Annotated in this window: 23 protein-coding genes; 11 read left to right on the forward strand and 12 right to left on the reverse strand. The window is 58.6% G+C overall.

Annotated elements, in window-relative coordinates; genetic code table 11:
* Positions 1-39 precede the first annotated feature (39 nt).
* The 3 genes from ACIQ0Q_RS02615 to ACIQ0Q_RS02625 are packed head-to-tail and all read right to left on the reverse strand — an operon-like array spanning position 40 to position 1,342.
* A complete protein-coding gene (locus tag ACIQ0Q_RS02615; protein WP_395771390.1) occupies positions 40-618 on the reverse strand; it encodes a TMEM165/GDT1 family protein in 579 nt (192 codons plus the stop codon).
* 8 nt (positions 619-626) lie between these two features.
* Positions 627-1,052: a hotdog fold thioesterase gene (locus ACIQ0Q_RS02620; RefSeq protein ID WP_395771391.1), complete on the reverse strand. Its 426-nt coding sequence runs from the start codon at positions 1,050-1,052 to the stop codon at positions 627-629.
* A gap of 26 nt (positions 1,053-1,078) precedes the next feature.
* Positions 1,079-1,342 (reverse strand): DksA/TraR family C4-type zinc finger protein, encoded by a 264-nt coding sequence (locus tag ACIQ0Q_RS02625; protein ID WP_395771392.1) that lies wholly within the window; start codon positions 1,340-1,342, stop codon positions 1,079-1,081.
* A gap of 140 nt (positions 1,343-1,482) precedes the next feature.
* Here ACIQ0Q_RS02625 and ACIQ0Q_RS02630 point away from each other — a divergent pair, with 140 nt between their 5' ends.
* From ACIQ0Q_RS02630 to ACIQ0Q_RS02640, 3 genes are all read left to right on the forward strand, one after another.
* A complete protein-coding gene (locus tag ACIQ0Q_RS02630) occupies positions 1,483-3,171 on the forward strand; it encodes a hypothetical protein (RefSeq protein ID WP_395771393.1) in 1,689 nt (562 codons plus the stop codon).
* 63 nt (positions 3,172-3,234) lie between these two features.
* Positions 3,235-3,375 (forward strand): DUF2256 domain-containing protein, encoded by a 141-nt coding sequence (locus tag ACIQ0Q_RS02635; RefSeq protein ID WP_395771394.1) that lies wholly within the window; start codon positions 3,235-3,237, stop codon positions 3,373-3,375.
* Positions 3,372-4,901, forward strand: a complete 1,530-nt coding sequence (locus ACIQ0Q_RS02640) for a cryptochrome/photolyase family protein (protein ID WP_395771395.1) — start codon at positions 3,372-3,374, stop codon at positions 4,899-4,901. Before ACIQ0Q_RS02635 ends, ACIQ0Q_RS02640 begins: the two co-directional genes overlap by 4 nt.
* A gap of 60 nt (positions 4,902-4,961) precedes the next feature.
* Here the strand turns inward: ACIQ0Q_RS02640 and mnmH are convergent, their stop codons facing one another.
* Positions 4,962-6,053, reverse strand: a complete 1,092-nt coding sequence (gene mnmH / locus ACIQ0Q_RS02645) for a tRNA 2-selenouridine(34) synthase MnmH (RefSeq protein ID WP_395771396.1) — start codon at positions 6,051-6,053, stop codon at positions 4,962-4,964.
* Positions 6,050-7,087: a selenide, water dikinase SelD gene (gene selD / locus ACIQ0Q_RS02650; RefSeq protein WP_395771422.1), complete on the reverse strand. Its 1,038-nt coding sequence runs from the start codon at positions 7,085-7,087 to the stop codon at positions 6,050-6,052. The genes mnmH and selD overlap by 4 nt, the downstream gene beginning before the upstream one ends.
* Positions 7,088-7,185: 98 nt before the next feature.
* Between selD and ACIQ0Q_RS02655 the strand changes: the two genes are divergently transcribed.
* The 3 genes from ACIQ0Q_RS02655 to ACIQ0Q_RS02665 all read left to right on the forward strand — a co-directional run bounded on the left by ACIQ0Q_RS02655 (position 7,186) and on the right by ACIQ0Q_RS02665 (position 10,805).
* Positions 7,186-9,378 (forward strand): DUF5916 domain-containing protein, encoded by a 2,193-nt coding sequence (locus ACIQ0Q_RS02655; RefSeq protein WP_395771397.1) that lies wholly within the window; start codon positions 7,186-7,188, stop codon positions 9,376-9,378.
* A 106-nt stretch (positions 9,379-9,484) separates the two neighbouring features.
* Entirely contained in the window at positions 9,485-9,955 is a 471-nt protein-coding gene (locus ACIQ0Q_RS02660; RefSeq protein ID WP_395771398.1) for an LEA type 2 family protein, read from the forward strand.
* Positions 9,956-9,959: 4 nt separating this feature from the next.
* The gene (locus ACIQ0Q_RS02665) at positions 9,960-10,805 is read left to right on the forward strand and encodes a S1/P1 nuclease (protein WP_395771399.1); all 846 of its coding nucleotides are present in this window, start codon (positions 9,960-9,962) and stop codon (positions 10,803-10,805) included.
* A 3-nt stretch (positions 10,806-10,808) separates the two neighbouring features.
* On the opposite strand, the gene ACIQ0Q_RS02670 is transcribed toward ACIQ0Q_RS02665, so the two are convergent.
* Both ACIQ0Q_RS02670 and msrA read right to left on the reverse strand, forming a co-directional pair.
* Positions 10,809-10,970 (reverse strand): dienelactone hydrolase family protein, encoded by a 162-nt coding sequence (locus tag ACIQ0Q_RS02670; RefSeq protein WP_395771423.1) that lies wholly within the window; start codon positions 10,968-10,970, stop codon positions 10,809-10,811.
* Between the two features lie 49 nt (positions 10,971-11,019).
* Positions 11,020-11,649 carry a peptide-methionine (S)-S-oxide reductase MsrA gene (gene msrA / locus ACIQ0Q_RS02675; RefSeq protein ID WP_395771400.1) on the reverse strand — a complete coding sequence of 210 codons (630 nt, stop codon included), beginning with the start codon at positions 11,647-11,649 and terminating at the stop codon, positions 11,020-11,022.
* 128 nt (positions 11,650-11,777) lie between these two features.
* Between msrA and msrP the strand changes: the two genes are divergently transcribed.
* The gene (gene msrP, locus ACIQ0Q_RS02680) at positions 11,778-12,731 is read left to right on the forward strand and encodes a protein-methionine-sulfoxide reductase catalytic subunit MsrP (RefSeq protein WP_395771401.1); all 954 of its coding nucleotides are present in this window, start codon (positions 11,778-11,780) and stop codon (positions 12,729-12,731) included.
* Complete coding sequence (gene msrQ, locus ACIQ0Q_RS02685) at positions 12,728-13,333, forward strand: protein-methionine-sulfoxide reductase heme-binding subunit MsrQ (protein WP_395771424.1); 606 nt, start codon at positions 12,728-12,730, stop codon at positions 13,331-13,333. The genes msrP and msrQ overlap by 4 nt, the downstream gene beginning before the upstream one ends.
* 115 nt (positions 13,334-13,448) lie before the next feature.
* Here the strand turns inward: msrQ and ACIQ0Q_RS02690 are convergent, their stop codons facing one another.
* On the reverse strand, positions 13,449-14,168 hold the full coding sequence (locus ACIQ0Q_RS02690; RefSeq protein WP_395771402.1) for a pirin family protein: 720 nt from the start codon (positions 14,166-14,168) through the stop codon (positions 13,449-13,451).
* Positions 14,169-14,263: 95 nt separating this feature from the next.
* Here ACIQ0Q_RS02690 and ACIQ0Q_RS02695 point away from each other — a divergent pair, with 95 nt between their 5' ends.
* Positions 14,264-15,139: a LysR substrate-binding domain-containing protein gene (locus ACIQ0Q_RS02695; protein WP_395771403.1), complete on the forward strand. Its 876-nt coding sequence runs from the start codon at positions 14,264-14,266 to the stop codon at positions 15,137-15,139.
* 12 nt (positions 15,140-15,151) lie between these two features.
* Positions 15,152-16,246, forward strand: coding sequence for a succinylglutamate desuccinylase/aspartoacylase family protein (locus ACIQ0Q_RS02700; RefSeq protein ID WP_395771404.1), 1,095 nt, complete (start codon positions 15,152-15,154; stop codon positions 16,244-16,246).
* Between the two features lie 115 nt (positions 16,247-16,361).
* Here the strand turns inward: ACIQ0Q_RS02700 and ACIQ0Q_RS02705 are convergent, their stop codons facing one another.
* On the reverse strand, positions 16,362-18,233 hold the full coding sequence (locus tag ACIQ0Q_RS02705) for an ATP-binding cassette domain-containing protein (protein ID WP_395771405.1): 1,872 nt from the start codon (positions 18,231-18,233) through the stop codon (positions 16,362-16,364).
* Between the two features lie 75 nt (positions 18,234-18,308).
* Between ACIQ0Q_RS02705 and ACIQ0Q_RS02710 the strand changes: the two genes are divergently transcribed.
* Positions 18,309-19,838 carry a DUF4080 domain-containing protein gene (locus ACIQ0Q_RS02710; protein ID WP_395771406.1) on the forward strand — a complete coding sequence of 510 codons (1,530 nt, stop codon included), beginning with the start codon at positions 18,309-18,311 and terminating at the stop codon, positions 19,836-19,838.
* A 113-nt stretch (positions 19,839-19,951) separates the two neighbouring features.
* On the opposite strand, the gene ACIQ0Q_RS02715 is transcribed toward ACIQ0Q_RS02710, so the two are convergent.
* The 3 genes from ACIQ0Q_RS02715 to ACIQ0Q_RS02725 are packed head-to-tail and all read right to left on the reverse strand — an operon-like array spanning position 19,952 to position 23,101.
* The gene (locus tag ACIQ0Q_RS02715) at positions 19,952-20,713 is read right to left on the reverse strand and encodes an SDR family oxidoreductase (protein WP_395771407.1); all 762 of its coding nucleotides are present in this window, start codon (positions 20,711-20,713) and stop codon (positions 19,952-19,954) included.
* The gene (locus ACIQ0Q_RS02720; RefSeq protein WP_395771408.1) at positions 20,710-21,642 is read right to left on the reverse strand and encodes an alpha/beta hydrolase; all 933 of its coding nucleotides are present in this window, start codon (positions 21,640-21,642) and stop codon (positions 20,710-20,712) included. Before ACIQ0Q_RS02720 ends, ACIQ0Q_RS02715 begins: the two co-directional genes overlap by 4 nt.
* Positions 21,626-23,101 (reverse strand): flavin-containing monooxygenase, encoded by a 1,476-nt coding sequence (locus ACIQ0Q_RS02725; protein WP_395771409.1) that lies wholly within the window; start codon positions 23,099-23,101, stop codon positions 21,626-21,628. The genes ACIQ0Q_RS02720 and ACIQ0Q_RS02725 overlap by 17 nt, the downstream gene beginning before the upstream one ends.
* Between the last annotated feature and the right edge of the window lie 62 nt (positions 23,102-23,163).

Raw genomic sequence — 23,163 nt, forward strand, 5'->3', positions numbered from 1 at the left:
CGGTGATGAGCACAGTCTAACGAAAACCTGGCGGTGGCATTAGAAGCCGAAGGATACCCCCATGCCGAACAGCGTCGCCAGTCCCATCACCGCGAACATGGCGGCGGCAATACCATGTACCAGCTTCATTGGAATCCTCGCGGCAAAGCGGTCCCCGATGAACACCGCCGGAACATCGGCAATCAGCATGCCGAGGGTGGTGCCGATGACCACCAAAACCGGATCGGGATAATGCGCCGCCATGGCCACGGTCGCGATCTGGGTTTTATCGCCCATTTCCGCCAGAAAGAAAGTAATCAACGTGGCGCCGAACACACCGAACTTCCGGGCAACCTGCATTTCCTCTTCTTCGATTTTGTCGGGGATCATGGTCCAGACTGCCATCCCGAGGAAGGACAGACCGAGAATCCAGCGCAGGATGTCCGGACTCAGAACCGCAGTAATCCAGGCACCAAGCGCACCGGCCAGTGCATGATTGAGGATGGTCGCCAGCAGAATGCCGGCAATGATCGGAACCGGCTTCTTGAACCGGGTGGCCAATAGAAAAGCCAGCAATTGGGTCTTATCGCCGATTTCGGCAAGGGCGACCACGCCGGTTGAAACGAACAGGGACTCCATGCGCTAATTCAGCCGACTTTGGGAACGACCATCACGGTCAGCCGCCCGGTGCAGACCAGTTTTCCGGTGGCTTCATCATGGATATCAACCTGCCACAGGTGCGTGCGTTTGCCGCCATGCACCAGTTTTCCGGTGCCGCGGACGTAACCCTGGGTCACGGCACGCACATGATTGGCGTTGATTTCCACACCGACCGGCTGTTCACGGTCCAGATCCAACAACAGACTGGACCCCATTGAACCGATGCTCTCGATCAAGGCCATGCTGGCGCCGCCGTGCAGCAGACCCATCGGCTGGTGCGTGCGGGCATCGACCGGCATGCGCGCCACCAGATAATCGCTTCCGATTTCAACGCACTCGATAGCCAGCGTCTGCATCAGGGTATTCCGGCTCCAGCCGTTGATGATTTCAATCGGAAGTTGTTTCAGGGTCATGGGGAATCCAAATAAGGATGGAAGAATCAACGCAACTGGCTGTCTTTACTGCCACGTCGGTTATAGCCGCCGTGCGAGCCATCGGCATCCTGGGCACACTGGCACTCAATGCAGAGACGTACGCCGGGGACGGCTTTACGGCGGGCTTCCGGAATGACGGCATCGCATTCCCCGCAACGCTTAAGGCTTTCACCGCGCGCCAGTTTTCCGCGCGCACGGGCAATCGCCTCTTCGACGCTAGCGTCGATTTGATCCTGCACCGCACCATCCCGGCTCCAACCTCCAGCCATGACACCCTCGCCGACCCCTCGAATATGTCAGTTTAAATCATCCCGACGCGTTATGTAAGTTTGCATCAGGCGATGGTCGGCCGATCGAAGCGAAGCTGAGGATGCTGTAGGATGATCCTTTCCGCTCAAGACCAACTCACGTGAAATCCGCCAGCACTGCCCTGCTCCTGTTCTTTTCCGTCTGCAGCCGCGCGGCCGAGCCGCCCACGCTGATTCTGATGGGCGGATCCTACCGCACCTGCTCGAGCCTGCTCGCCGATGATTGCCGGGTCGATCAACGTGATTTTCCCGGAGCACGCGGCGCTCCGGAATATCGTCTCGATACCGGGCGTTTTTCCGAAATCCTCGACCCGTCCTACTGGCAAGTCCAGCACGGGGCTCCTGGATTGGACGCTTTGCAGAGCATGCTCGAGAAAGCTCATGCGGTTTCAGGAAACAACCTGCTCGATGCCAAATCACTCAGTCGTGCATTCGAAAATGCCGACGCTGAAACTTGGAATCAATTATTGCGCGGTGAACAGGATCTGATTCTTTCGGCCTTCGAGCAGTTGCAGCAGGACAGCGGTGTGCGCAAACGCGAGCAGGTCCGATTGCATGGTGGTAATCGCCCATATGATGCGGCATTATTTCGACAACTGGTGGCCGAAGCTGGCAAGCGCAGCCCGGGCCGAAAACCGCGCATCGCATTTACAACCTCCGCCTCCATAAACGGTTTCGATGCCGTCGATTTTTACCGGGAATTGCTGGCCCAGGCGGGTGCTGAACCGGTCTGGTGGCCGGTGGATGCCGCAATGGCCGAGGCGCGCTTTAGCGGCGCCGGCAGCTGTATCTTGCTGCAGACGATGCGGCGCAATGCGTTTTCCATGCTGGGCCGCGAGCGGGTATTTCCCGATCTGGACGCAGAACAAAAAACCTCCTGCGCCAAGCCGACGGCCTTGGATGAAGTTCCGAACACCGTCCACGCCCTGTTTCTGGATGGCGGTGATCAATGGCTGCACCGTCAAACCTTTTTTACCCGCGACGGCACGCCGAATCCCTGGCTAAGAACGGTGCGTGCGGCGTTTCTGCGCGGCGATCTGGTCGTGGCCGGCACCAGTGCCGGGGCCGCGGTGCAGTCCGGTACAGCCGGCATGATTACCAACGGCACCAGCGTCAATGCCCTCGCCTATGGCGCCATCGCGTTCCATGGCAGCATGCCCGAAGGCTGTGAACGCGCCAAGCGCTGTCCGATACCGCTGCGGGAAGATGATCTGACCTGGTGGAAAGGCGGTGGACTCGATCTGTTCGGTAACTATCTGGTAGACAGCCATGTCTCTGAGCGTCGGCGCGAATTGCGTCTGATAACGCTCATGGAGGCGCTCTCCAGCAGCCAGGGCAAGGGGCCGATCGCCGGAATCGGCGTCGATGAAACCAGCGCACTGACCGTGCGACTGCTTGAAGGCGGTCTTGATCTGGAAGCCAGCGGTCAATCCGGCGTCTGGTGGTTTGAACGCCCCAGGTCGAGGACCGCATCCGGCGGCTGGTCTGTTCGCGGTCATTATCTCGCACCGGGTGCGCGCCTGTTCTGGCACAATGAGCATATGCAGGTGGAAACCGCATCGGAAGCGCTCTCGCCGAATGCAATCGCCAATACCGGTGGCGATGCGCTGCAACCGAAAATGCTCCGCGATGCGGTATGGCGTCTGGCGCGTGATGGTGCACAGAGTGCCGAGTTGGATGCACTCGATTTCAGATTGCGGATCAAGGTACTACCGGTTTCGCGCCGATGGCAGGGCCCGCAAGCCCAACAGGGCATCACCGACCTGGAGTTCACGCTGATCCGCCCCTGATAGGCGTTCATCCGGGCACCACCGGTGGATGCATAAACTGGATGCCCGTTTTGGAGTGTGTTGATGCATCGGAAACCCTTATTGCCCGGTAAGACCTGCCTGCATTGCAACCGGCCGTTTTCCTGGCGAAAAAAATGGGAACGCGATTGGGCTCAAGTCAAATATTGTTCCGAACGCTGCCGGCGTGAATCGAAAAAGCCATGAACATCATCCGATTGGTACTGGGCGACCAACTGAATCCGCTGCATCCCTGGTTCGACCGAATCGACCCGGGCGTGCTGTACGTGTTCATGGAAATCCGGCAGGAAACCGATTATGTGCTGCACCACGCACAGAAGATTCTGGCTATTTTTGCCGGTATGCGCGAGATGGCATGCAGACTTCGTGAGACCGGGCACGGCGTACACTATATTGCCATCGATGATGTCAGCAACTGCCAGAGTTTGACCGGTAATCTCGAGACCCTGATTGCCGAAACCGGCGCCAAGAGCTTTGAATGGCAGGCGCCGGACGAATACCGGCTGGATTACCAGATCGATCAGTGGTTCAAGGAATCCGGCTTAGCCGGCGGCAAGACCTCCAGTGCACATTTTCTTGCCAACCGATTCGAGGCCAGGAACCTGTTTGCCGGGAAAAAAAAGTGGCGCATGGAGAATTTTTACCGGCACATGCGCCGGAAACATGGCGTCATGCTGGAGCCCGATGGCAGCCCTGTTGGCGGACAGTGGAATTTCGATGCCGAAAACCGCAAGCCCTGGCGCGGGCAGCCACCCGAACCTGATGACCGTCGGCCGTATCATGACCACACCCTGCTCTGGCAAACCATATGCGATTCTGGGGTGCAGAGTCTCGGAGAGGATGCATCCGCTGATTTTCGCTGGCCCTTGCATCGGGACGAGGCCTTGGACATGCTCGAGGCTTTCATCCGCGATGCCCTGCCGCATTTCGGCGACTACCAGGATGCCATGAGTGCTAGCGCACCAAGACTGTTTCATTCACTGCTGTCGTTCGCGCTGAACGTGAAGATGCTGAATCCACGCGAGGTCATCGCCGCCGCTGAAAATGCCTGGCGCATCGGCCATGCCCCGCTGGCTGCCGTAGAAGGGTTCATCCGGCAGATTCTGGGCTGGCGCGAGTACATCCGCGGCGTTTACTGGGCGCATATGCCGGGATATGAAACCGCGAATGCACTGGAACACCAATTGCCGCTGCCCGACTGGTTCTGGACCGGAAAGACGAACATGCGCTGCCTGGCTGAAAGCATCGGTAATTCACTGGAATATGCGCACGCCCATCATATCCAGCGCTTGATGGTCATCGGTAATTTCGCCCTGCTTGCCGGCCTTGATCCGCATGCCCTGCACCGCTGGTATCTGGGCATCTATATCGACGCCTTCGAATGGGTGGAGCTACCGAATACGCTCGGGATGAGCCAATTTGCCGATGGCGGCCTGCTGGCCAGCAAACCTTATGCAGCCAGCGCCGCCTACATACATCGCATGAGCGATTACTGCCGCGGCTGCACATACAAGCGCGACCGGCGAACCGGGCCGGAGGCCTGCCCCTACAACGCACTGTACTGGGATTTCCACCTGCAGCATGCCGATCGCCTTTCCGCAAATCCACGCATCGGCATGGTCTACCGCAATCTGGCAGCCATGGATGCGTCTGAAATCGAAAACATCCGCTCCCATGCAGCCAATCTACGCGCCGATCTGGACGTGCTCTAGACCGAATGACCCGACAGGCAAGCGACGCACGCTGGCGACCAGAAAACCGGTATTGCGGAATTAGCGCTCCTCGCCAAGATAGGCGGCAACCTCGGCATAGCTGCCACGGAACACTACCCGCTCGGCCTTCAGGCCAAGCTGATAGGCATACATCGGATCGTAGTAATCACGCAACAATGGTTCGATCCAAAATCGGTGCGCGTCCGGATTGCCACGTGCATGCTCTGCCAAGGCTGCGTTCATTTCGGCCAGTAATTGGCTGTGGCGGTACCCTCCCAATCGCCGCTGGAGCGTGGCCAGATTTTGCCGTAGTTCTTCCGCAAACGTCGCGAAACCGGAAAGCTCACCGGCATATGCTTGCCAATCGGCAAGATTACGCAGGATGTAATTGTGGAAGGTATGCTCCACGCGCTCTGGCAATGGCATTTGTACCACCACTAGGGGCGCCTGCCTCAGGCTTTCACGCAGCACCTCGGGCACGGCGATGCGGCCGATCAGCCGACTTTCATCTTCCAGCACGATGGCCGCCTGCGGCGCGGCATGCCGGCGCTTCAGCAGAGCGATGGACAACGCATTCTCGAATCCGATTTGCGTCGGTTGCCCGCCGAGACGTTTGCCGAAGGCGCTGCCACGATGATTGGCCAGCCCCTCCAGATCCACGGCATCGGCAAGACCCTGCAGAAGCCGAGTTTTGGCGCAACCGGTCTGACCCGAGACAACGATGAAACGATGCTGTGCCGATAACTCCAGTTGATGGATCAGAAACCGGCGCATGGCCTTGTAACCGCCGATGATGCGCGGATAGTCAATGCCCGCTTCCTGCAGCCACTGCTGACTGATGCGGGAGCGCAGCCCGCCGCGGAAACAGTACAGATAACCTTCCGGATGGGTTTGGGCAAAATCCAGCCAGGCCGCTATCCGGGCTTTTTTGATGGCCCCTTGCAGCAACTGATGACCCAGCGCAATCGCCGCCTGCTGCCCTTCGTGTTTGTAACAGGTGCCGATACGTGCACGCTCATCATCCAGCATCAAAGGCAGATTGACTGCCTGCGGAAACGCGCCCTCGGCAAACTCTCCGGGCGAACGGGTGTCCATCATGGGCGTATCGGCCAGAAAAAGCCGTTTGAAATCGCGGTTATCCGGTCGACTCAACGCAGATGCACCCAGGGGCCATCGGTGCGCGCCTGCAGGCGTCCGATGCAATGAATGGGCACACTGGCAAGTTGCAATACCGCCTCAAGATCCTCGACGGCAGCAGGGTCAACGGCAATCAATAAACCGCCGCTGGTCTGTGGGTCGCACAGCAATGCTTTCTGATAATCATCCAGCGCGGCGACTTTGTGTCCGTAACTGGCGAAATTACGACCGGTACCGCCCGGCACACAGCCTTGGGCGATGTATGCGGGTACCGGATCCAGTACCGGGATGGCATTGACCTCAAGCTCGGCCTGAACACCGCTGCCCTCGCACATTTCCAGCAAGTGACCGAGTAGCGCGAAGCCGGTGACATCGGTCACGGCTTTCACGCCGGGCAAGGGGCCGAGCGCCGCACCCACCGCGTTCAAACGGCACATACTGGCGATGGCGAGCCCTTCGTGTTCGGGCAAAAGTTTTTTCTGTTTCTGGGCGGTAGTCAGGACGCCCACGCCAAGCGGTTTGGTGAGATACAACAGGCATCCGGCCTCGGCGGTATTGTTCTGCTTCAGATGCGCCTTGGCCACCTGTCCGGTGACTGCCAGCCCGAAAATCGGTTCGGGGGAATCAATGCTGTGGCCACCTGCCAAGGCAATGCCGGCATCCTGACAGGCCTGTCGGCCGCCATCCACTACCCGTTGCGCTACTTCCGGTGGCAGCAGATTGACCGGCCAGCCCAGAATGGCGATGGCCATGATCGGAGTGCCGCCCATCGCATAGATGTCGCTGATGGCATTGGTGGCGGCAATCCGGCCGAAGTCGAAGGGGTCATCGGCGATCGGCATGAAGAAATCGGTGGTACTCAGGATGACCCGGCCATCGCCCAGGTCGTAGGCCGCGGCATCATCCTTGCTGCTGTGTCCGACCAAAAGATTGGGGTCGGCTTTCAGCTTGAGCTGGGAGGCCAGGATGGTGTCCAGCACCTGCGGCGAAATCTTACAGCCACAGCCGGCACCATGGCTGTATTCGGTGAGGCGAATCGGGGAAGTTATCATGGCACCATGATAGCAAAGCCGGTAATGACTTATGGCACAGTCCATTGATCGCTACGTCGCCCATAATAAGCCCAGTCCCAGCAATGTATTCATTCATGAAAAAAATTTTCTTGGCCATCAATCTACTGACTATGGCCATCCCCGGTTTGCTCGCCGCTCAAGACAGCCCGGCATTGAGTATCCCGCGCATTGAGGGCGCCATGAAAGCTGACGGGAAGCTGGATGAGCCGTTCTGGCAACAGGCCGCGGTGACCGACATGCCCTATGAAATCGGTCCGGGCGAAAATATCCCGGCCGGCGCCGAAACCACGGTCTATATCGTCGATTCCGGCAAAAGCCTGCGGGTGGCCTTCAAAGCCAAGGATCCGGACCCGTCCAAGATCGTGGCCGTGCTGCGCGACCGTGACAGCGCTTTTCAAGACGACTTTCTGGGCATGCGGATCGACACCTTCAATAGTCAGCAGCGCGCATTGCAGTTCTTCGTCAGCGCCCGTGGCGTGCAGATGGACGTGACTTATGATGAGACTAACGGCGATGAAGACGATTCCTGGGACGCCATCTGGGATTCCGGGGCGCACATCGATGCCGACGGTTATACCGTGGAAATGGACATCCCCTACTCCAGCCTGAAGTTCAGGCATTCCACCGAGGCCCAGCTCTGGGGTATCCAGTTCCTGCGTATCCGTCCGCGCGAGAACCGCTTTGTCTATTCCGACCGAAAGGACGACCGCAACAACAAATGCGACCTGTGCCAGCAGAACACAATCAGCGGCTTCGCCCATGCCGACCCGGGCAGGAACATCCTGGTCAATCCGACCCTGACCGCGGGTTATGGCGAAAACCGCAATGCGCCCGGCCAGGACTTCAGCAGCGACGGCAGCAACATCGATTTTGGCCTCGACCTGACCTGGTCGCCGACGCCGAATAACACGCTTAGCGCGACCTACAACCCGGATTTCTCGCAGATTGAAATCGACGGAGCACAACTCGACGTCAATACCAGTTTCGCGCTGTTCTATCCCGAAAAACGGCCATTCTTCCTGGAGAGTGCCGATTTCTTCAGCACTCCGACGCAATTGGTGTATTCACGCAATATCGCCGACCCCGATTATGGACTGCGCTTCACCGGCCGCAGCGGCGACAACACCTACGGATTCTTCGGCGCCAGCGACACCCAGACCAATGTGCTGCGCCCGGGCCCTTTCGGCTCGCGTATCGGGTTCATCAATGCCGAATCGACCGATCTGGTCGGCACCTACCGCTACAACTTCAATTCGACCACCAATATCGGCACCCTGGTGACCCATCGCAGCGGCGGCGATTACCACAACACCTTGGTCAATCTTGACGGCAAGTGGCAGAAAGGCGGTCATACCCTGTTGACACAGTTTATGCATTCCGACACCGAAGACGCACTCGGCTATTCGGCACTGCCGTTCACCGGTAACGCTTATCTGGTCAATTATGAGTACCGCGATCGCGAAAAATCCTTCAATATCGGAAAACGTAGGAACGACCCGGGATTCCGCGCCGACATGGGCTTTGTCGGTCAGGTCGATTACGAACGCTGGGTCATCGGCGGATCGTACCGCTGGTACCCGAAAAACCATTTCTTCAACCAAATATCAGTCAACGGCGACTGGGACATCACCCATCAGCTCACCGTTGACCGGCTGACGGAACGGGAGATCGAAGCGTATATTAGCGCCAGAGGCAAGATGCAAAGCTTTATTCAGACCGGTGGCGGACAACGTGAGCGTTTCTGGCGCGGCATCAACTACGATGAAACCTACTACACGTTCTACGGCCAGTTCACGCCCTTCAAATCCTGGCAGTTCGAGCTGTTCTACCGCGGCGGCGACCAGATCGACTTCCGCAACAACGCCCTGGGCCGCATCACGACTTTCGAGCCGGGCGTGACCGGGAGCATCAACGACAACATCAGCCTGAACCTGAATTACGTGGATGAAGCGCTCCGCCGCGATGGCGACACGGTGTATCATGCCCGGCTGCTGGATACCCGGCTGTCCTGGCAGTTCAATCTGCGCCAGCGCCTGCGTCTGGCCCTCCAGTACGGCACCACCGACTTCAACCTGAGCCTGAACCCGGGCCAGACCGATGCCGAGCTGTCGGACTTCGGAACCCAGCTGGTGTATTCCTACAAGATCAATCCGCGCACGGTGTTCTACGCCGGTTACAGCGACAACTATATCGGCTCCGACAGCATCGACAGCTTCCAGACCAACCGCTCGCTATTTCTCAAGCTGGGCTACGCCTGGCAGCCGTAATCCACGCTTGAATCCGGGCTGAATGTGCGCTCCGGGCAGGTCGATTCAAGCCGCCGGTTGTCTCAGGCTTCGGGCATACTGTATCGAATCCCCCTGAACCCTGATTATGCTTTCCGCCCGCCTTTCCGCGTTCCGACTATTGCTCTCGCTGTTGACCCTGCTCATTCTGGTCGCTTGCGCCTCTGTCCCCAAGTATGATCCGCCCCGCATTGGGGTGGCCGGCATTGCACCGCTCGACGGCCAAGGCGGCGAGCTGCGCTTCACGGTCAAGCTGCGTATCCAGAACCCGAACCGGGTCGAGATCAACTACAAAGGCATGGTGGTTGATCTTTACGTCGAGGGCAAGCGCGTCGCGACCGGCCTCAGTGACCTGCCGGGCAAGGTTCCGGCCTACGGCGAATTGGTCTATGACCTGCCGGTGACCGTGTCAACCTTCACTGCGCTCGAACAGGCCTTTGCACTGATGCAGAAACCGCCACAGAATGGCATCGCTTACGAAGTGCGGGGGCGGCTCGACAGTGGTCTGTTCGGCACCGTGCGCTTCAGCGATAATGGACGCCTGACCCTGCCGAGATAAGCCGATGACCCGTGCAACCCGAATTCTGTTCTGCATCAGCCTCTGTCTGGCTCCGCAGCAACTTCTGGCCTGGGGTCAAACCGGGCACCGCGCCATCGGCGACATCGCCGAAGCGAACATGCGTCCGGATGCCCTAAAAAAAGCCCGCGCCTTGCTCGACGGCCATGATCTGGCCTATGCCTCCACCTGGGCCGATGAAATCCGTTCCGATCCCAAGCGTTACAGCCATACCTTCAACTGGCATTACACCACCTGGCAGGATGAAGACGAGCGCTTCCACTCGGCGGATGAGACCAAGGACACGGGCTTTCTGTTGACCCAGGTGGATAAGCAGCTGGCTATCCTGAAAAACAGCAAAGCCCCGAAAGCCGAACGCGCCGAGGCACTGCGTTTCGTCGTGCATCTGGTCGGCGATGCCCATCAGCCGTTGCATGTCGGTGGCGGCAACGACCGGGGCGGCAACACCTGCCGGGTGACCTGGTTCGGCAGGGCTACGAATCTGCATTCAGTCTGGGATGGGGAAATCATTGAAGGCAACGGGCTGAGCTATACCGAACTGGCCGCCTTCGTTAGCCAGGGCCGGACCGCCGCCGAGATCGCTGCGGCGAAACGCGGCGATATGCGCAGCTGGGCGCAGGAATCACGGAAACTGCGGAGCGAAATCTATCCGCCGGAAGTTCAGGCCCCGAGCACGCCAGTCACCTATTTGACCTATTGCCGTGAACCGGTGGCCGCCGAAGCGATGCCGAAACTGGGCTATGAGTACAGCTACCGCTTTTTGCCGGTGGTGCAGGACCGCATTTACGTCGCCGGAATCCGCCTGGCCCGCCTGCTCGATGAAGCCCTGTAAGCGTTAAAGGGGTTTTGAAAAAAGCGCGAGCGTGCGTGCCCAGGCAAGTTCCGCCGCGGCTTTGTCATAGCGCGCGGTATTGGTGTCGTTGTGGAAGGCATGCTGCTTGCCTTCATACTCAAAACTCTCGAACCGGATATTGGCGACTTTATAGAGAGTGCCGATGCGCCTCGATTGATTCTAAATGGACTATCTTTGCGATAACAGTCCAGAGCTACTGCGGCGATTTGAGTAATTCTGGAAAGTATTGACGCACCTTCGAGGCCTTAGGTGCGGAAACACCGCGGATATAGGGCTGGTCCGGATTCCGTGCGGCATAGTCGAAGTGGTAGGGCTCGGCCGGGTAAAAGATCTGGCCGGGCTCGATGGTGGTTGCAATCGGGGCCAGAAAAATACCGGCATCGCCCAGCTCCCGGATATAGGACCGGGCCATGTCTTCCTGGTGCGCATCCTGCGGAAATACCGCAGAGCGGTACTGGCTTCCGATATCATTGCCCTGACGGTTTAGTTGGGTGGCGTCATGGGCGACGGCAAAGAACACCTGCAGCAGCGCCGGAAACCCGATGACCGCGGGGTCGTAGTCGATCCGGATGGCCTCGGCATGACCGCTGACGCCGGTGCACACCGCCTCGTAATTGGCGCGCTCGGCACGGCCTCCGGCATAGCCCGGGGCGATGCCGCGAACCCCGTCCAGGGCGCCGAATACGGCTTCCGTACACCAGAAGCAGCCACCTGCCAATATGGCAACGCCGCAATCCATCGCCGGCGGCAACGGCATCCGCGGTGGCGGAACCTGCTCCGGGGAGACGCTCAGATTCAAGCCGGGGATGGCGCAGACGCTCATGATTCACAATTCCTTGCCGCTTTGACGGCATACTGGGACGGAAAAGCCACTGGATTGATTTGGCCCTCTAAGTTTAGCTCCGATAGCGCGACCAATCCGTGAAGCCACCGTCTGCATCAGGATAGACCATGAACGATATGAGCCGTATCCCCGCCTCCGAAATCACCCCCGAATCGGTGTATCTGCGGCGCCGGGAGCTGATCGGTGCCGGTCTGGCCTCCCCGCTGCTGGCATTAGCCGGTTGCAGCGAAGCCAAGGAACCTGCGGCCGTGAACCGTCCGAAGGACAGCCCAGATGGCTTCCGAACGGCGGATACCCTGACGCATTTCGAGGATGCCAGCAGTTACAACAATTTTTATGAGTTCGGCACCGGCAAAACCGACCCGGCTAAAAACGCCCATCGCTTGCGCACCCTGCCCTGGGTCGTGTCGGTGGAAGGCGAAGCGGAAATCACCGGTGCCTATCATCTCGACAAGTTGCTCAAAGGCATGGCCGTCCAGGACCGCATTTACCGTCTGCGCTGTGTGGAGGGCTGGTCGATGGTCATCCCCTGGCAAGGCGTTCCGCTGGCAGAGGTTATCAAACGCTTCAAGCCGACCTCGAAGGCCAAATATGTCGCGTTCTACAGCAAAGCCGACCGCGAACAGATGCCCGGCATGGCCTACGCGAGTATTCCTTGGCCCTACCGGGAGGGCCTGCGCATCGACGAAGCTATGAACCCATTGACGCTACTGGCCACCGGCATGTACGGCAAACCGATGCCGAACCAGAACGGCGCGCCGCTGCGTCTGGTGGTGCCCTGGAAATACGGCTTCAAGAGCATTAAATCGATCGTGCGCATCGTGTTCACCGAAAAAATGCCGCAAACCAGCTGGAACATGCTGCAGCCCGAAGAATACGGGTTTTATTCCAACGTCAACCCGGCGGTCGATCACCCGCGCTGGAGCCAGGCCAGTGAACGTCGCATCGCCGGCACCGACAGCAAGCTGTTTGGCCAACGCATCGCCACCCTGCCCTTCAACGGCTACGCCAAGCAGGTGGCCCATCTCTATAAAGGCATGGATCTGCGCAAGTGGTTCTGAGCCGCGTGGACTGGCGTTGGTTCGGTCTGAAGACGGTGGCACATGCCTTGGCTTTGCTTCCGGCCTTCTTGCTGATCACCGATGCCCTCCATGATCGGCTGGGCGCGGATCCGGTGGCGGCACTCACCCACCAAACCGGCGAATGGGCCCTGCGCCTGCTGCTGCTGAGCCTGGCCATGACGCCGCTACGGATGCTGGTGAAACAGACCTGGCCGATCCGCTTCCGCCGGCTGCTCGGCCTATATGCCTTTTTCTATGCCAGTCTGCATTTCGCGGTGTATTTGTTTCTCGATCTGGGCAGCGGCTATTGGTCGCAGATCGGTGTCGACATCCTAAAACGCCCCTTCATCACGGTCGGCTTCACGGCTTGGCTGCTGCTGTTGCCGCTGGCACTGACCTCGAACCGGTGGATGATGCGCCTGCTGAAGAAGAACTGGCAGCGCCTGCACCGGCTGGTCTATGCCATCGCCATTCTGGCCGTGCTGCACTACTGGTGGCTGGTGAAATCGGATATCCGCGAGCCCTTGCTGTATGCGCTTATCCTGGCGCTATTGCTTGCAGTCCGCATTACCGGGGCTGGACGCGCCCGCTTGCAGCGATGAAAAATTCCCGCAGGCATTCATGGCGGATCGGCCCAGTGCAACCGGCCGGTTGCAGTGAGTCATCCGGCGCCCGCATCTGCCGCCCCTCGTAAGCGGTAATGGCCATCCTGCCGGATCAATAGCCTGGCAGTTCGTTCGGCCGCAGATCCCAGACCAGAACTTCGGTGTTTTCGCCCTTGCTGAAATTCAGCGCCGTTTCCCGGCGAACGCGGGCGCCATCGCCGGCAACCAGACGCACACCATTGACCTCGAGCGCGCCGCGCGCGACATGCACGTAGACATAGCGGTCGGCTGCCAGCGCCAAATCAAAGCTTTCTTCGCCGTTGAACAATCCGGCATACACCCGCACATCCTGATAGACATTGAGCGAGCCGTCGGCTGAGTCCGGCGAAATGATCAGGCGCAGTTTTCCGCGTTTTTCGGAAGCGTCGAAATTCACCTGCTGATAGCGGGGCGCCACTCCGCGGCGGTCGGGCACGATCCAGATCTGCAACAGATGCACCAATTCAGCCTTAGACGGGTTGAACTCGCTGTGTTGGATGCCACTGCCGGCACTCATCATCTGCACATCGCCCGGACGGATGATTGAGCCAGTGCCCATCGAGTCCTTGTGCTCGAGCGCGCCGGACAGAATGTAGGTGAATATTTCCATGTCCCGGTGCGGATGGGTACCGAAGCCCATGCCGGGCTGGACCACGTCGTCATTGATGACCAGCAGGTCGGAGAAGCCCTGTTGTTTCGGGTCGCGGTAATGACCGAAGGAAAAACTGTGCCAGGTATCCAGCCAGCCGAAGTTGAAATGACCGCGTTCGCCGGCCTTGCGGATTTCAATCATGGCACACTCCAGATGTGGGTTATGCCGCATCTTCCATTAAAGCGGCAATCTGATAAAGTGGGATTCATCCAAATGATTGTTCCATCATTGCAACAATGCTGAACAACCTGAACGACATCGCCCTGTTCGTGGCCGTGGTCAAGGCCAAAAGCTTCCGTAAGGCTGCGGATGTCTTGGACATGCCCACATCGACCCTGTCGCGTCGGGTCAGTCATCTGGAAAAGAGTATCGGCATCCGCCTGCTGCACCGGACCACCCGTCAAATCGAACTGACTGAGCTGGGACGGACTTATTTCGAGCGCTGCCAGGGCATCATCGCCCAGGCCCAGAGCGCGCACGAGGAACTGAGTCATGCCGCCGAGTCGCCCAGCGGCCTGCTGCGGCTGTCGATGGTGGAGGAGTTCGCCGCCGATTATCTCATCCCTTACCTGCCCGAATTTCGCCGACTTCACCCCGGCATCCGTTTTGAATTCGATATCAATCCGCGCCGCGCCAACCTCATTTCCGATTCGGTCGATATCGCCTTCCGCATGGGACAGGTCAGCGATTCCGGACTGATTGCCCGTAAATTGGCGGTATTCAAGGTCGGGCTATATGCTTCCCCGGGCTACCTGAAGACAGCACCGAAGCTGAAGATCCCGGCCGATCTGGCGGCACACTGTTGCCTGCAATTGGCCGCGCTGGATTTCCAGCTGATCAAAGGCAGCCAGCGGGCCGTGCATAAAATAAAAAGTCCGGCTTACGCCTCCAACAGCATGACTCTGCTGAAAAGCATCGCCCTGCGCGATGCCGGCATCGCCATCCTTTCGGTGCCGATGGCCGAAGCGGCAGTTAGCCGCGGTGAACTGGTCCGGGTGCTGCCGGACTGGTGCCCGCCGGAGGTGCCGGTATACGCGCTGACCGAAACACGGCTGCTGCCGGCAAAAACACGGACATTCCTTGATTACCTGCAAGACCAACTCACCTCCTGATACGGAAACGACATGAAACGACTGTGTGCAAGCCTGCTTCTCTGCCTGACGGCAACCGGTGCCGGTGCCGCCACCGACTATACCGGCGACAGCATCGAGGGCGTCAAAGTCATCCGCAAACTGGATCTGGCCGATCTGGAGGCCGGCAAAACCCACCGTTTCTACCTGCAGGGTGCCAGCAATGGTGTCGGCCATCACTGGCTGGTTCCCGTCCTTGTGGCCAAAGGCAGCAAGCCGGGTAAACGGCTCGGTCTTCAGGCCGGGGTGCACGGTGACGAATTGAACGGCACGCGTCTGATCCATCGTGTTTTTGAAACCCTGGATCCGACCGCATTGAGCGGCAGCGTCATCGCCATCAACGGCGCCAACAGCACGGGACTGCTCGCCAACAGCCGTTATTACCAACTGCAACATGATAGCGGCGGCGGTGTCGATTTCAACCGCATCTGGCCCGGCAAAGCCGATGGCAATGCCGCCGAACAACAGGTACACCGGATTTTCAACGGGATCTGGTCCGGCAATGCCGATACCGTCATCGACCTGCATACCCAGAGCACCGGCACCGCCTACCCGCTGTACATCTACGCCGATTACCGTGTCGCCGGCGTCAAGATGCTAGCGGAACTGTTTCCGGCAGACATCATCAAAATCGATCCAGGAGAACCCGGCGCCGCCGAACAGGCCTTCAATGATGCCGGCATGGCTTCAATCACCCTCGAGATCGGTGCCGCGAAGGTCTATCAGCCGGAGTTGATTGCCCGTGCGGTGACCGGTGTCGACAATGTCCTGAAGCATTACGGCATGCTGCCGGGCAAACCCGGCCGCGATGCTAAGGCACAGCGTAGCTTCATCGGCAACCAGACCCAGAGCATCCGTGCCGACCGCGGCGGTTTCACGGAAGTCCTGGTGGCCTTGAATCAGGACGTCAACTCCGGGCAGCTGCTGGCCGTCCAGCGCAACGGCTTCGGTGACATCATTGCACGTTACACCGCGCCATTTGACGCGCGCGTGGCCTCCATCGGCACCGATCCGCTGCGCGAACCGGGCAGTCTGCTGGTCCGTCTGATTCGCGTCACTAGTGATGCCGCCTGCAGCGACGGCTGCTGAACACCCTGCACCTGATCACAGCTAGCCTGATTGGCTTCCGGCAAACCACCAACCCGTTTTAGTAAGGGCTGAGTGCGCTAATACGGGAAGCCCAAGCTCCGCGGGGCGACAAGGGCTAGGCGTCGAGCTCGGCCCAGCGCGCATAAGCGGCATTGAGTTCGGCCTGTGCGGCTTCCAGATCACGGCTGTGAGCAGTGATGCGGTCAGCCGGCTGGGTATAGAAATCCGCCTGCTGCATGCGCTCGGCCAAAGCACCGACGCGGCTTTCCAACTGTTCGATTTTCATGGGCAATGCTTCCAGCTCGCGGGCGTCCTTGTAACCGAGTTTCTTCTTGGCCGGTTCCGGCGCGGCGGATGTCTTGACGCCGGTGGCCGGCTTTGCGGATGGCGCAGGTTTTGGGGCAGACCGGCGACTCTGACGCAAGGCATCGCTATAGCCACCCACATATTCTTCGATTCGGCCATCCCCGCGAAACATCAGACAGGACGTAGCTACGGCATCGATGAAATCACGGTCGTGGCTGACCAATAGCAAGGTTCCGGTGTAATCATCCAGCAGTTCCTCGAGCAATTCGAGGGTTTCCACATCCAGATCATTGGTCGGCTCGTCCATCACCAACACGTTCGAAGGCTGGGCGAACAGCTTGGCCAGCAGCAAGCGGTTGCGTTCGCCACCGGACAGCCGTGTGATCGGCGCACGCGAGCGCTCGGGACTGAACAGGAAATCCTGCAGATATCCCAGAACATGCTTGCGCGAGCCATTGATGTCGATGAACTCGCGACCCTCGGACACGTTGTCGAGGGCGTTCCAGTCCTCGCGCAGGGTATTGCGGTATTGATCGAAATACGCGACCTGCAGGCGTGTACCCTGCTCCACGCTGCCTTGATCGGGCATCAGTTGGCCGAGCAGCAGTTTGATCAGGGTGGACTTGCCGGCACCGTTCGGGCCGATCAGGGCGATACGGTCACCGCGCAGGACGCGTGTGCTGAAATCGCGTACCAAGGGCCGGCCGTCATAGCCGAAGGAGATGTCTTTGACATCGAACACCCGTTTTCCGGAATTCTCCGCCTGTGCCGCCTGCATCTTGACATTACCGGTGGCTTCGCGCCGTTGCGCGCGCTCGCGGCGCATCGCTTCCAGACGGCGGACACGGCCTTCATCGCGGGTACGCCTGGCTTTGATGCCCTGCCGAATCCAGACTTCTTCCTGGGCTAGCAGTTTGTCAAAACGGGCCGTGTTCTGGGCTTCGTCATTTTGACGTTCAGCCAGCCGGCGTTGGTAATTACCCCAATCCCCGGGCCAGGAAGTGACCGCACCACGGTCGATTTCGACGATGCGTGTGGCTAGATTCTTCAAAAAACGACGGTCATGGGTGATGAACAATAGACAGCCTTCCCAATGCAACAGGGTTTTTTCAAGCCAATCGATGGCTTCGATGTCGAGATGGTTGGTCGGCTCATCCAGCAGCAGGATATCCGGCTGTGCGACCAAAGCGCGGGCCAGCAGGACCCGTCGTTTCATGCCACCCGAAAGGGAAGCAAAATCTAGCTCGGGATCCAAGGCCATGCGCTCCAAAGCGGTACTGACCTGTTGCTCCAGATTCCAGCCGCCAGCGGCCTCGATGCGTCCATGTACATCGGCCAGTGCGTCACCATCGAATTCTGCGGCATGGCTCAGATGATGATACAACGCCAGATCATCGCCCAAGGCACCCAGACCGGTGGCGACCACATCGAAAATACTGCCGCGCAGCTCCTCCGGCACTTCCTGCTCGAGTCGTGCGATCTTCAGACCTTCTTCTCGCACAATGCCGCCGTCATCGGCCTGCAGCTCACCGGCGATGAGTTTGAGCAGGGTCGATTTGCCAGCGCCATTGCGGCCAATCAGGGCGATGCGCTCGCCCTTGTCCAAACTCAAGCAGACCTTTTCCAGCAGTAAAGGGCCGCCGATGCTGAAATCAAGGTTATGAAGACTGAGTAGAGGCATGGCGGAACACCGTATAGGGACCGGTTATTGTAGGGGTTGCGTGCGGTGATAGCCAGCTTCGGCGATAATAGCCGCATGTCCGAGATTCTGCTTGCCACCCTGAACGCCCGTTATAGCCATGCCTCGCTCGGGCTGCGCTATCTGAGGGCGAATCTCGGCGCCCTGCGCGAACGCTCGAGCATCCGCGAATTCGTCATCGGCCAGAAAACCGAAGAAATCGCGGAAGTCGTATTGGCGGCAAATCCGATGATTCTGGGTCTGGGTGTATACATCTGGAACTGCGAAGAAACCCTCAAACTGGTCTTGATGCTCAAAGCCGTGCGACCGGATCTGATCATCGTCCTCGGCGGCCCGGAAGTCAGCTATGAAACCGGTGAACAGGCGATCTGTACCACCGCCGATTACACCATCACCGGTTGGGGTGATATCAGTTTTGCCCAATTATGCGCGCAGATTTTGGCCGGCGAAGCGCCGCAGGAGAAGATCATCCCCGGCATCCAGGCCAAACTCGACGATATCGCCTCGCCCTATGCCGAGTATACCGAAGAGGATATTCGGCAACGCCATCTGTATGTGGAGGCATCGCGCGGCTGCCCGTTCAAATGCGAATTCTGCCTTTCGGCACTTGATAAAACCGCATGGCCATTCGCCCTGGAAAACTTTCTGGACGACCTGGAAATGCTCTGGCAGAAAGGAGCGCGCCAGTTCAAATTTGTGGACCGCACCTTCAATCTAAAAATCGAAACCTCGCTGCGGATCATGGATTTCTTCCTCGGAAAGATCGCCGATAATCCCGAGGACCCGCCGTTCGCACATTTCGAATTGATTCCCGATCACCTTCCTGAAAAACTAAAGGACGCCATCCAGCGCTTTCCGGCCGGAACCTTGCAATTCGAAATCGGCATCCAGACCTTCAATACCGAGGTTCAGGCCCGGATTTCACGCAAGCAGAAAAATGAATTGGCCCGCGACAATATCCTGTGGCTGGCGCAGAACAGCGGCGCGCATCTGCATATCGACCTGATTGCCGGTCTACCGGGGGAGACCATACAAAGCTTCGGGGAAGGCTTCAATAAACTGGTGGCGCTGAATCCGCATGAAATCCAATTCGGCATTCTCAAGCGCCTGCGTGGCGCCCCGATTGCCCGACACACCAAGGATTTCGCCTTGCGCTTCAACCCAGCACCGCCCTACAACATCCTGTCGACCGATTGCATCGACTTCGCGGAAATGCAGCGCTTGTCGCGCTTTTCCCGCTATTGGGACATTTTGGCCAATTCCGGTCGTTATTCCCGGACTATGCCGGTGATACTCGGCGATTCCGCCTTCGATGGTTTTTCCAGACTGAGTGAATGGCTGTACGCGAGAACCCGGCAAACCCACGCCATCGCCCACGAGCGCATGGTGCATTTGCTGTATGACTATCTGCTAGAAACCGACCATGCCGAAGCCGATGTGGCTGCCGTATTGATTGCCGACTATCGCGGCACCGGTGGACGCAGCCGCCTGCGCTTTGAATCTACTGATGCCGAGCTGCCATTGCCGAAACCAGCAAAAGCGAAGAAGCATACCCCCGACCGGCAGACGCGCCACCTCCAAGCATAACAATCCGAGCAAGCCATTACTGTCCTTCATTTGCCATATGACACATGACCGTGACTTGCCGTGCAATCGGCTATAACCGCTCAGATCATCATCCTGGTAAAGGTAAGCGGGCCTTACTCGCGGCTTAACCATGCCATGATGCGACGCGTTATCGAGGGTGGCGTCAGTTGTCCGAACCAATACAGCAGATTGAATTGCAGGCTTATCGGCCGGTGAACCACACGGCTTTGGGTCTGCAGCCAGGCTGCCTTGGCTACGGCCTCGGCCTGCAGGTTAACACCCAAACGGCGCAAAATCGGCGCCTTAAACCGCTGATTATTGAGCATGGGTGTGCTGACAAATGGCGGCATCAGGTCGGCCACACGAATGCCGTGTTTGGCCCATTCTAGATCCAGTGCCTCGGTCAGCCCGCGCACGGCGAACTTTGAGGCTGAATAACTGGCCAGGTGGGGGACGCCATAATGTCCTGAAGCAGACCCCATATTGATGACCTGGGCATTGGCCGTGGCACGCAGAAAGGGAAATGCCACGTGCGTCATATTGAGCAGACCCTGCACATTGATCTGCAGGATACGCGCGTGCTCGGCCAAGCCGATATCCTCGAAATGGCCGCAGCGCAGAATCCCGGCTCCATTGAACAACAAACGCAACTGTCCATTATGCAGATTGCAGAACTCGCTCACCGCGCACTCAGCTGCCTGCGCATCAGTCACATCCAATGGAGTATGCCAGGCGTTATTCAACTCAGCAGCCAGTACTGCCAGAGCCTGCGGATTGATATCCAGCAGCCCCACCTGCCAGCCCTGACGGTGAAACAAACGCGCCGTTGCCGCGCCGATGCCGGATGCAGCACCTGTAATCAGAACAGTCTTCATCTGAACCCCTTCTGGCGCAAAAAGTTGACCACTTGGTCTATGGCGAAATCCGCCGCATTCAAGGTGCCGGCATGGGCTTGAAATACATGCCACAAGTTCGGATAGCGCTGCAGGCGGACATCCACTCCAGCGGCTTGTGCTTTCTCGGCAAAACGCAGACTGTCGTTAAGTAGAATCTCATCTTCGCCGACCTGCAGCAACAGCGCTGGCAGACCATGCAGATCAGCGAACTGTGGCGACAGACCGGGATCGTCATGGGCCACACCGGGCGGGCAATAGAACGATAATGCCTGTTGAATCCAGGTCCGATTAAGCAGCGGATCGCCGGCTGGCGGCTGATGCAAATGCGCGCAGGTAAAGTCGGTCAGCGGGGAGAAACACACTAGTGCAGCAGGCTGGGGCCATCCCAGGTCACGTAGGCAAAGACTGGTGATTAGGCTAAGATTGCCACCCGCAGAATCACCAGCCATCACGATCTGCTCGGGCGCATAACCTAGCGCAATCAAGTCTTCAAATGCGGCCAGGGCATCATCACGCGCCGCCGGGTACGGGTGTTCCGGAGCCAGACGGTAATCCAGTGCACACACATCCATTCTTCCGCGCTCGGCCAGATGTGCACACAGTGTCCGGTGGGTATTCGCTCCGCCGATAAGATAAGCGCCGCCATGCAGATAGAGCATCACCTTGCCGCGACCAGTTGGCGGTCTATGCCATTCGCACGGCCGACCACCCAAAGTTCCGGCACTCCGGGCAATCCCGCGGGGCGACTTGCCAATGGTGGTCAGCACGCGCAGTATCGCACGCTGTCCGACAATAGGCATGGGCGGCCGTACCAGACCATGGAAAAACACCCGCAGCAAGGTGCGCAACACGCTGCGCAGCAATGCCTGATCGATGGGTGGCGCTGTGAATTCAACGGATGCAGTCATAGTCGGCGGAATCCGGCGCATGGGTTTGCAAGCGGTAGGTAAAGGTGTAACCAGGCCAGTTATTGGTGCTTTTGCCAGAAGCCGTCCTGTACCAGCTGGTACAGCCCTGCTCCCAGATAGTCTGCTGCGAACGCAGCTGAATGCGCTGATTGAAACGCTGTTGCACCGTTGCTTTCACATCCATGTAGCGTGCGTTTCGCGCGCGCAGCAAGGCCAGGCAGCCGAGCACATAGCGGAACTGGCTTTCCAGCATGTAAATGATCGAGTTGTGTCCCAGATTGGTATTGGGGCCATACAGAATAAACAGATTTGGAAAGCCATTCACACTGATTCCCTTGAACGCTTCTGCGCCATCCTGCCAGGCCTGGTTTAGCTGTTGCCCGCCGAGCCCGCGGATCTGGATCGGAGCGAGAAAATCCGTAGCGGCAAAACCGGTCCCATAAATCAGCACATCACACGGGTGTTCGCGACCATCGGCAGTGATGATGGCATCGGCATTGACACGGCTGATGGCAGTGCTAATCACACTCACATTAGGCTGTGCCAAGGCCGGGTAATAGTCGTTGCTGATCAAAATGCGCTTGCAGCCCATGACGTAATCGGGCTGTAATTGCGCACGCAGGTGCGGATCCAGGATGTGATGATGCAAGTGACGCTCAAAGCTGAAGCGATACAGCTTCATCAGCCATGGCATGCTGATAAACGCCAAACCGCGCACTTCGTGATACAGGTATTGGAAGCCTCGGCTGATAAGCTGCAGCCAGGGCATACGCCCCATCAGCCTTAGCTCCCACGTCCGGTAGGAACGGTCGGGTTTCGCCAGCACATACGCCGGAGTGCGCTGGAAGAGTCGCAACTGCGCCACCTTGGGCTGGATTTGCGGCACGAACTGGATGGCCGAGGCGCCCGTGCCGATGACTGCAACTCGTTTGCCAGCAAGGTCGATATCGTGACGCCAGCGCGCTGAGTGGAAGGCTTGCCCCTGAAAATCGGCAATACCAGGCAGCGCTGGAAAAGCCGGCTGGTTGAGTTGGCCGCAGGCGCTGATCAAGACTGGGGCAGCCAATAGCTCGCCCGTGCTGAGGGTCACCCGCCACAGGCCGGCAGCTTCGTCGAAGTCGGCACAGCTGACTTCGCTGCGCAAGCGAACATGCTTGGCAAGGCCGTATTTGTCCACGCAATGCTGCATGTATGCGTGGATCTCTGCTTGCGGGGCAAACTTGCGGCTCCAGTCGGTTTTGGGCTCGAAGGAATAGGAATAAAGGTGCGAGGGCACATCGCAAGCCGCCCCCGGATAACTGTTATCGCGCCAGGTGCCACCAATGGCATCGGCCTTCTCCAGCAGTAAAAAATCACTCAGGCCACTTTTTTGCAATTGAATGGCCATACCCAGCCCACCGAAACCCGTGCCGATAATCAGCACCTGACATGTCTGAGAAGCCTGTGAATGGTTAGACATTACTATGATTTCAATTGAGCCAGTGCCGGCAACTATGTCCAAAGTATGATCCGTTTAATGTG

Source organism: Arenimonas sp. (assembly GCF_044348765.1).
GTDB lineage: Bacteria > Pseudomonadota > Gammaproteobacteria > Xanthomonadales > Xanthomonadaceae > Arenimonas.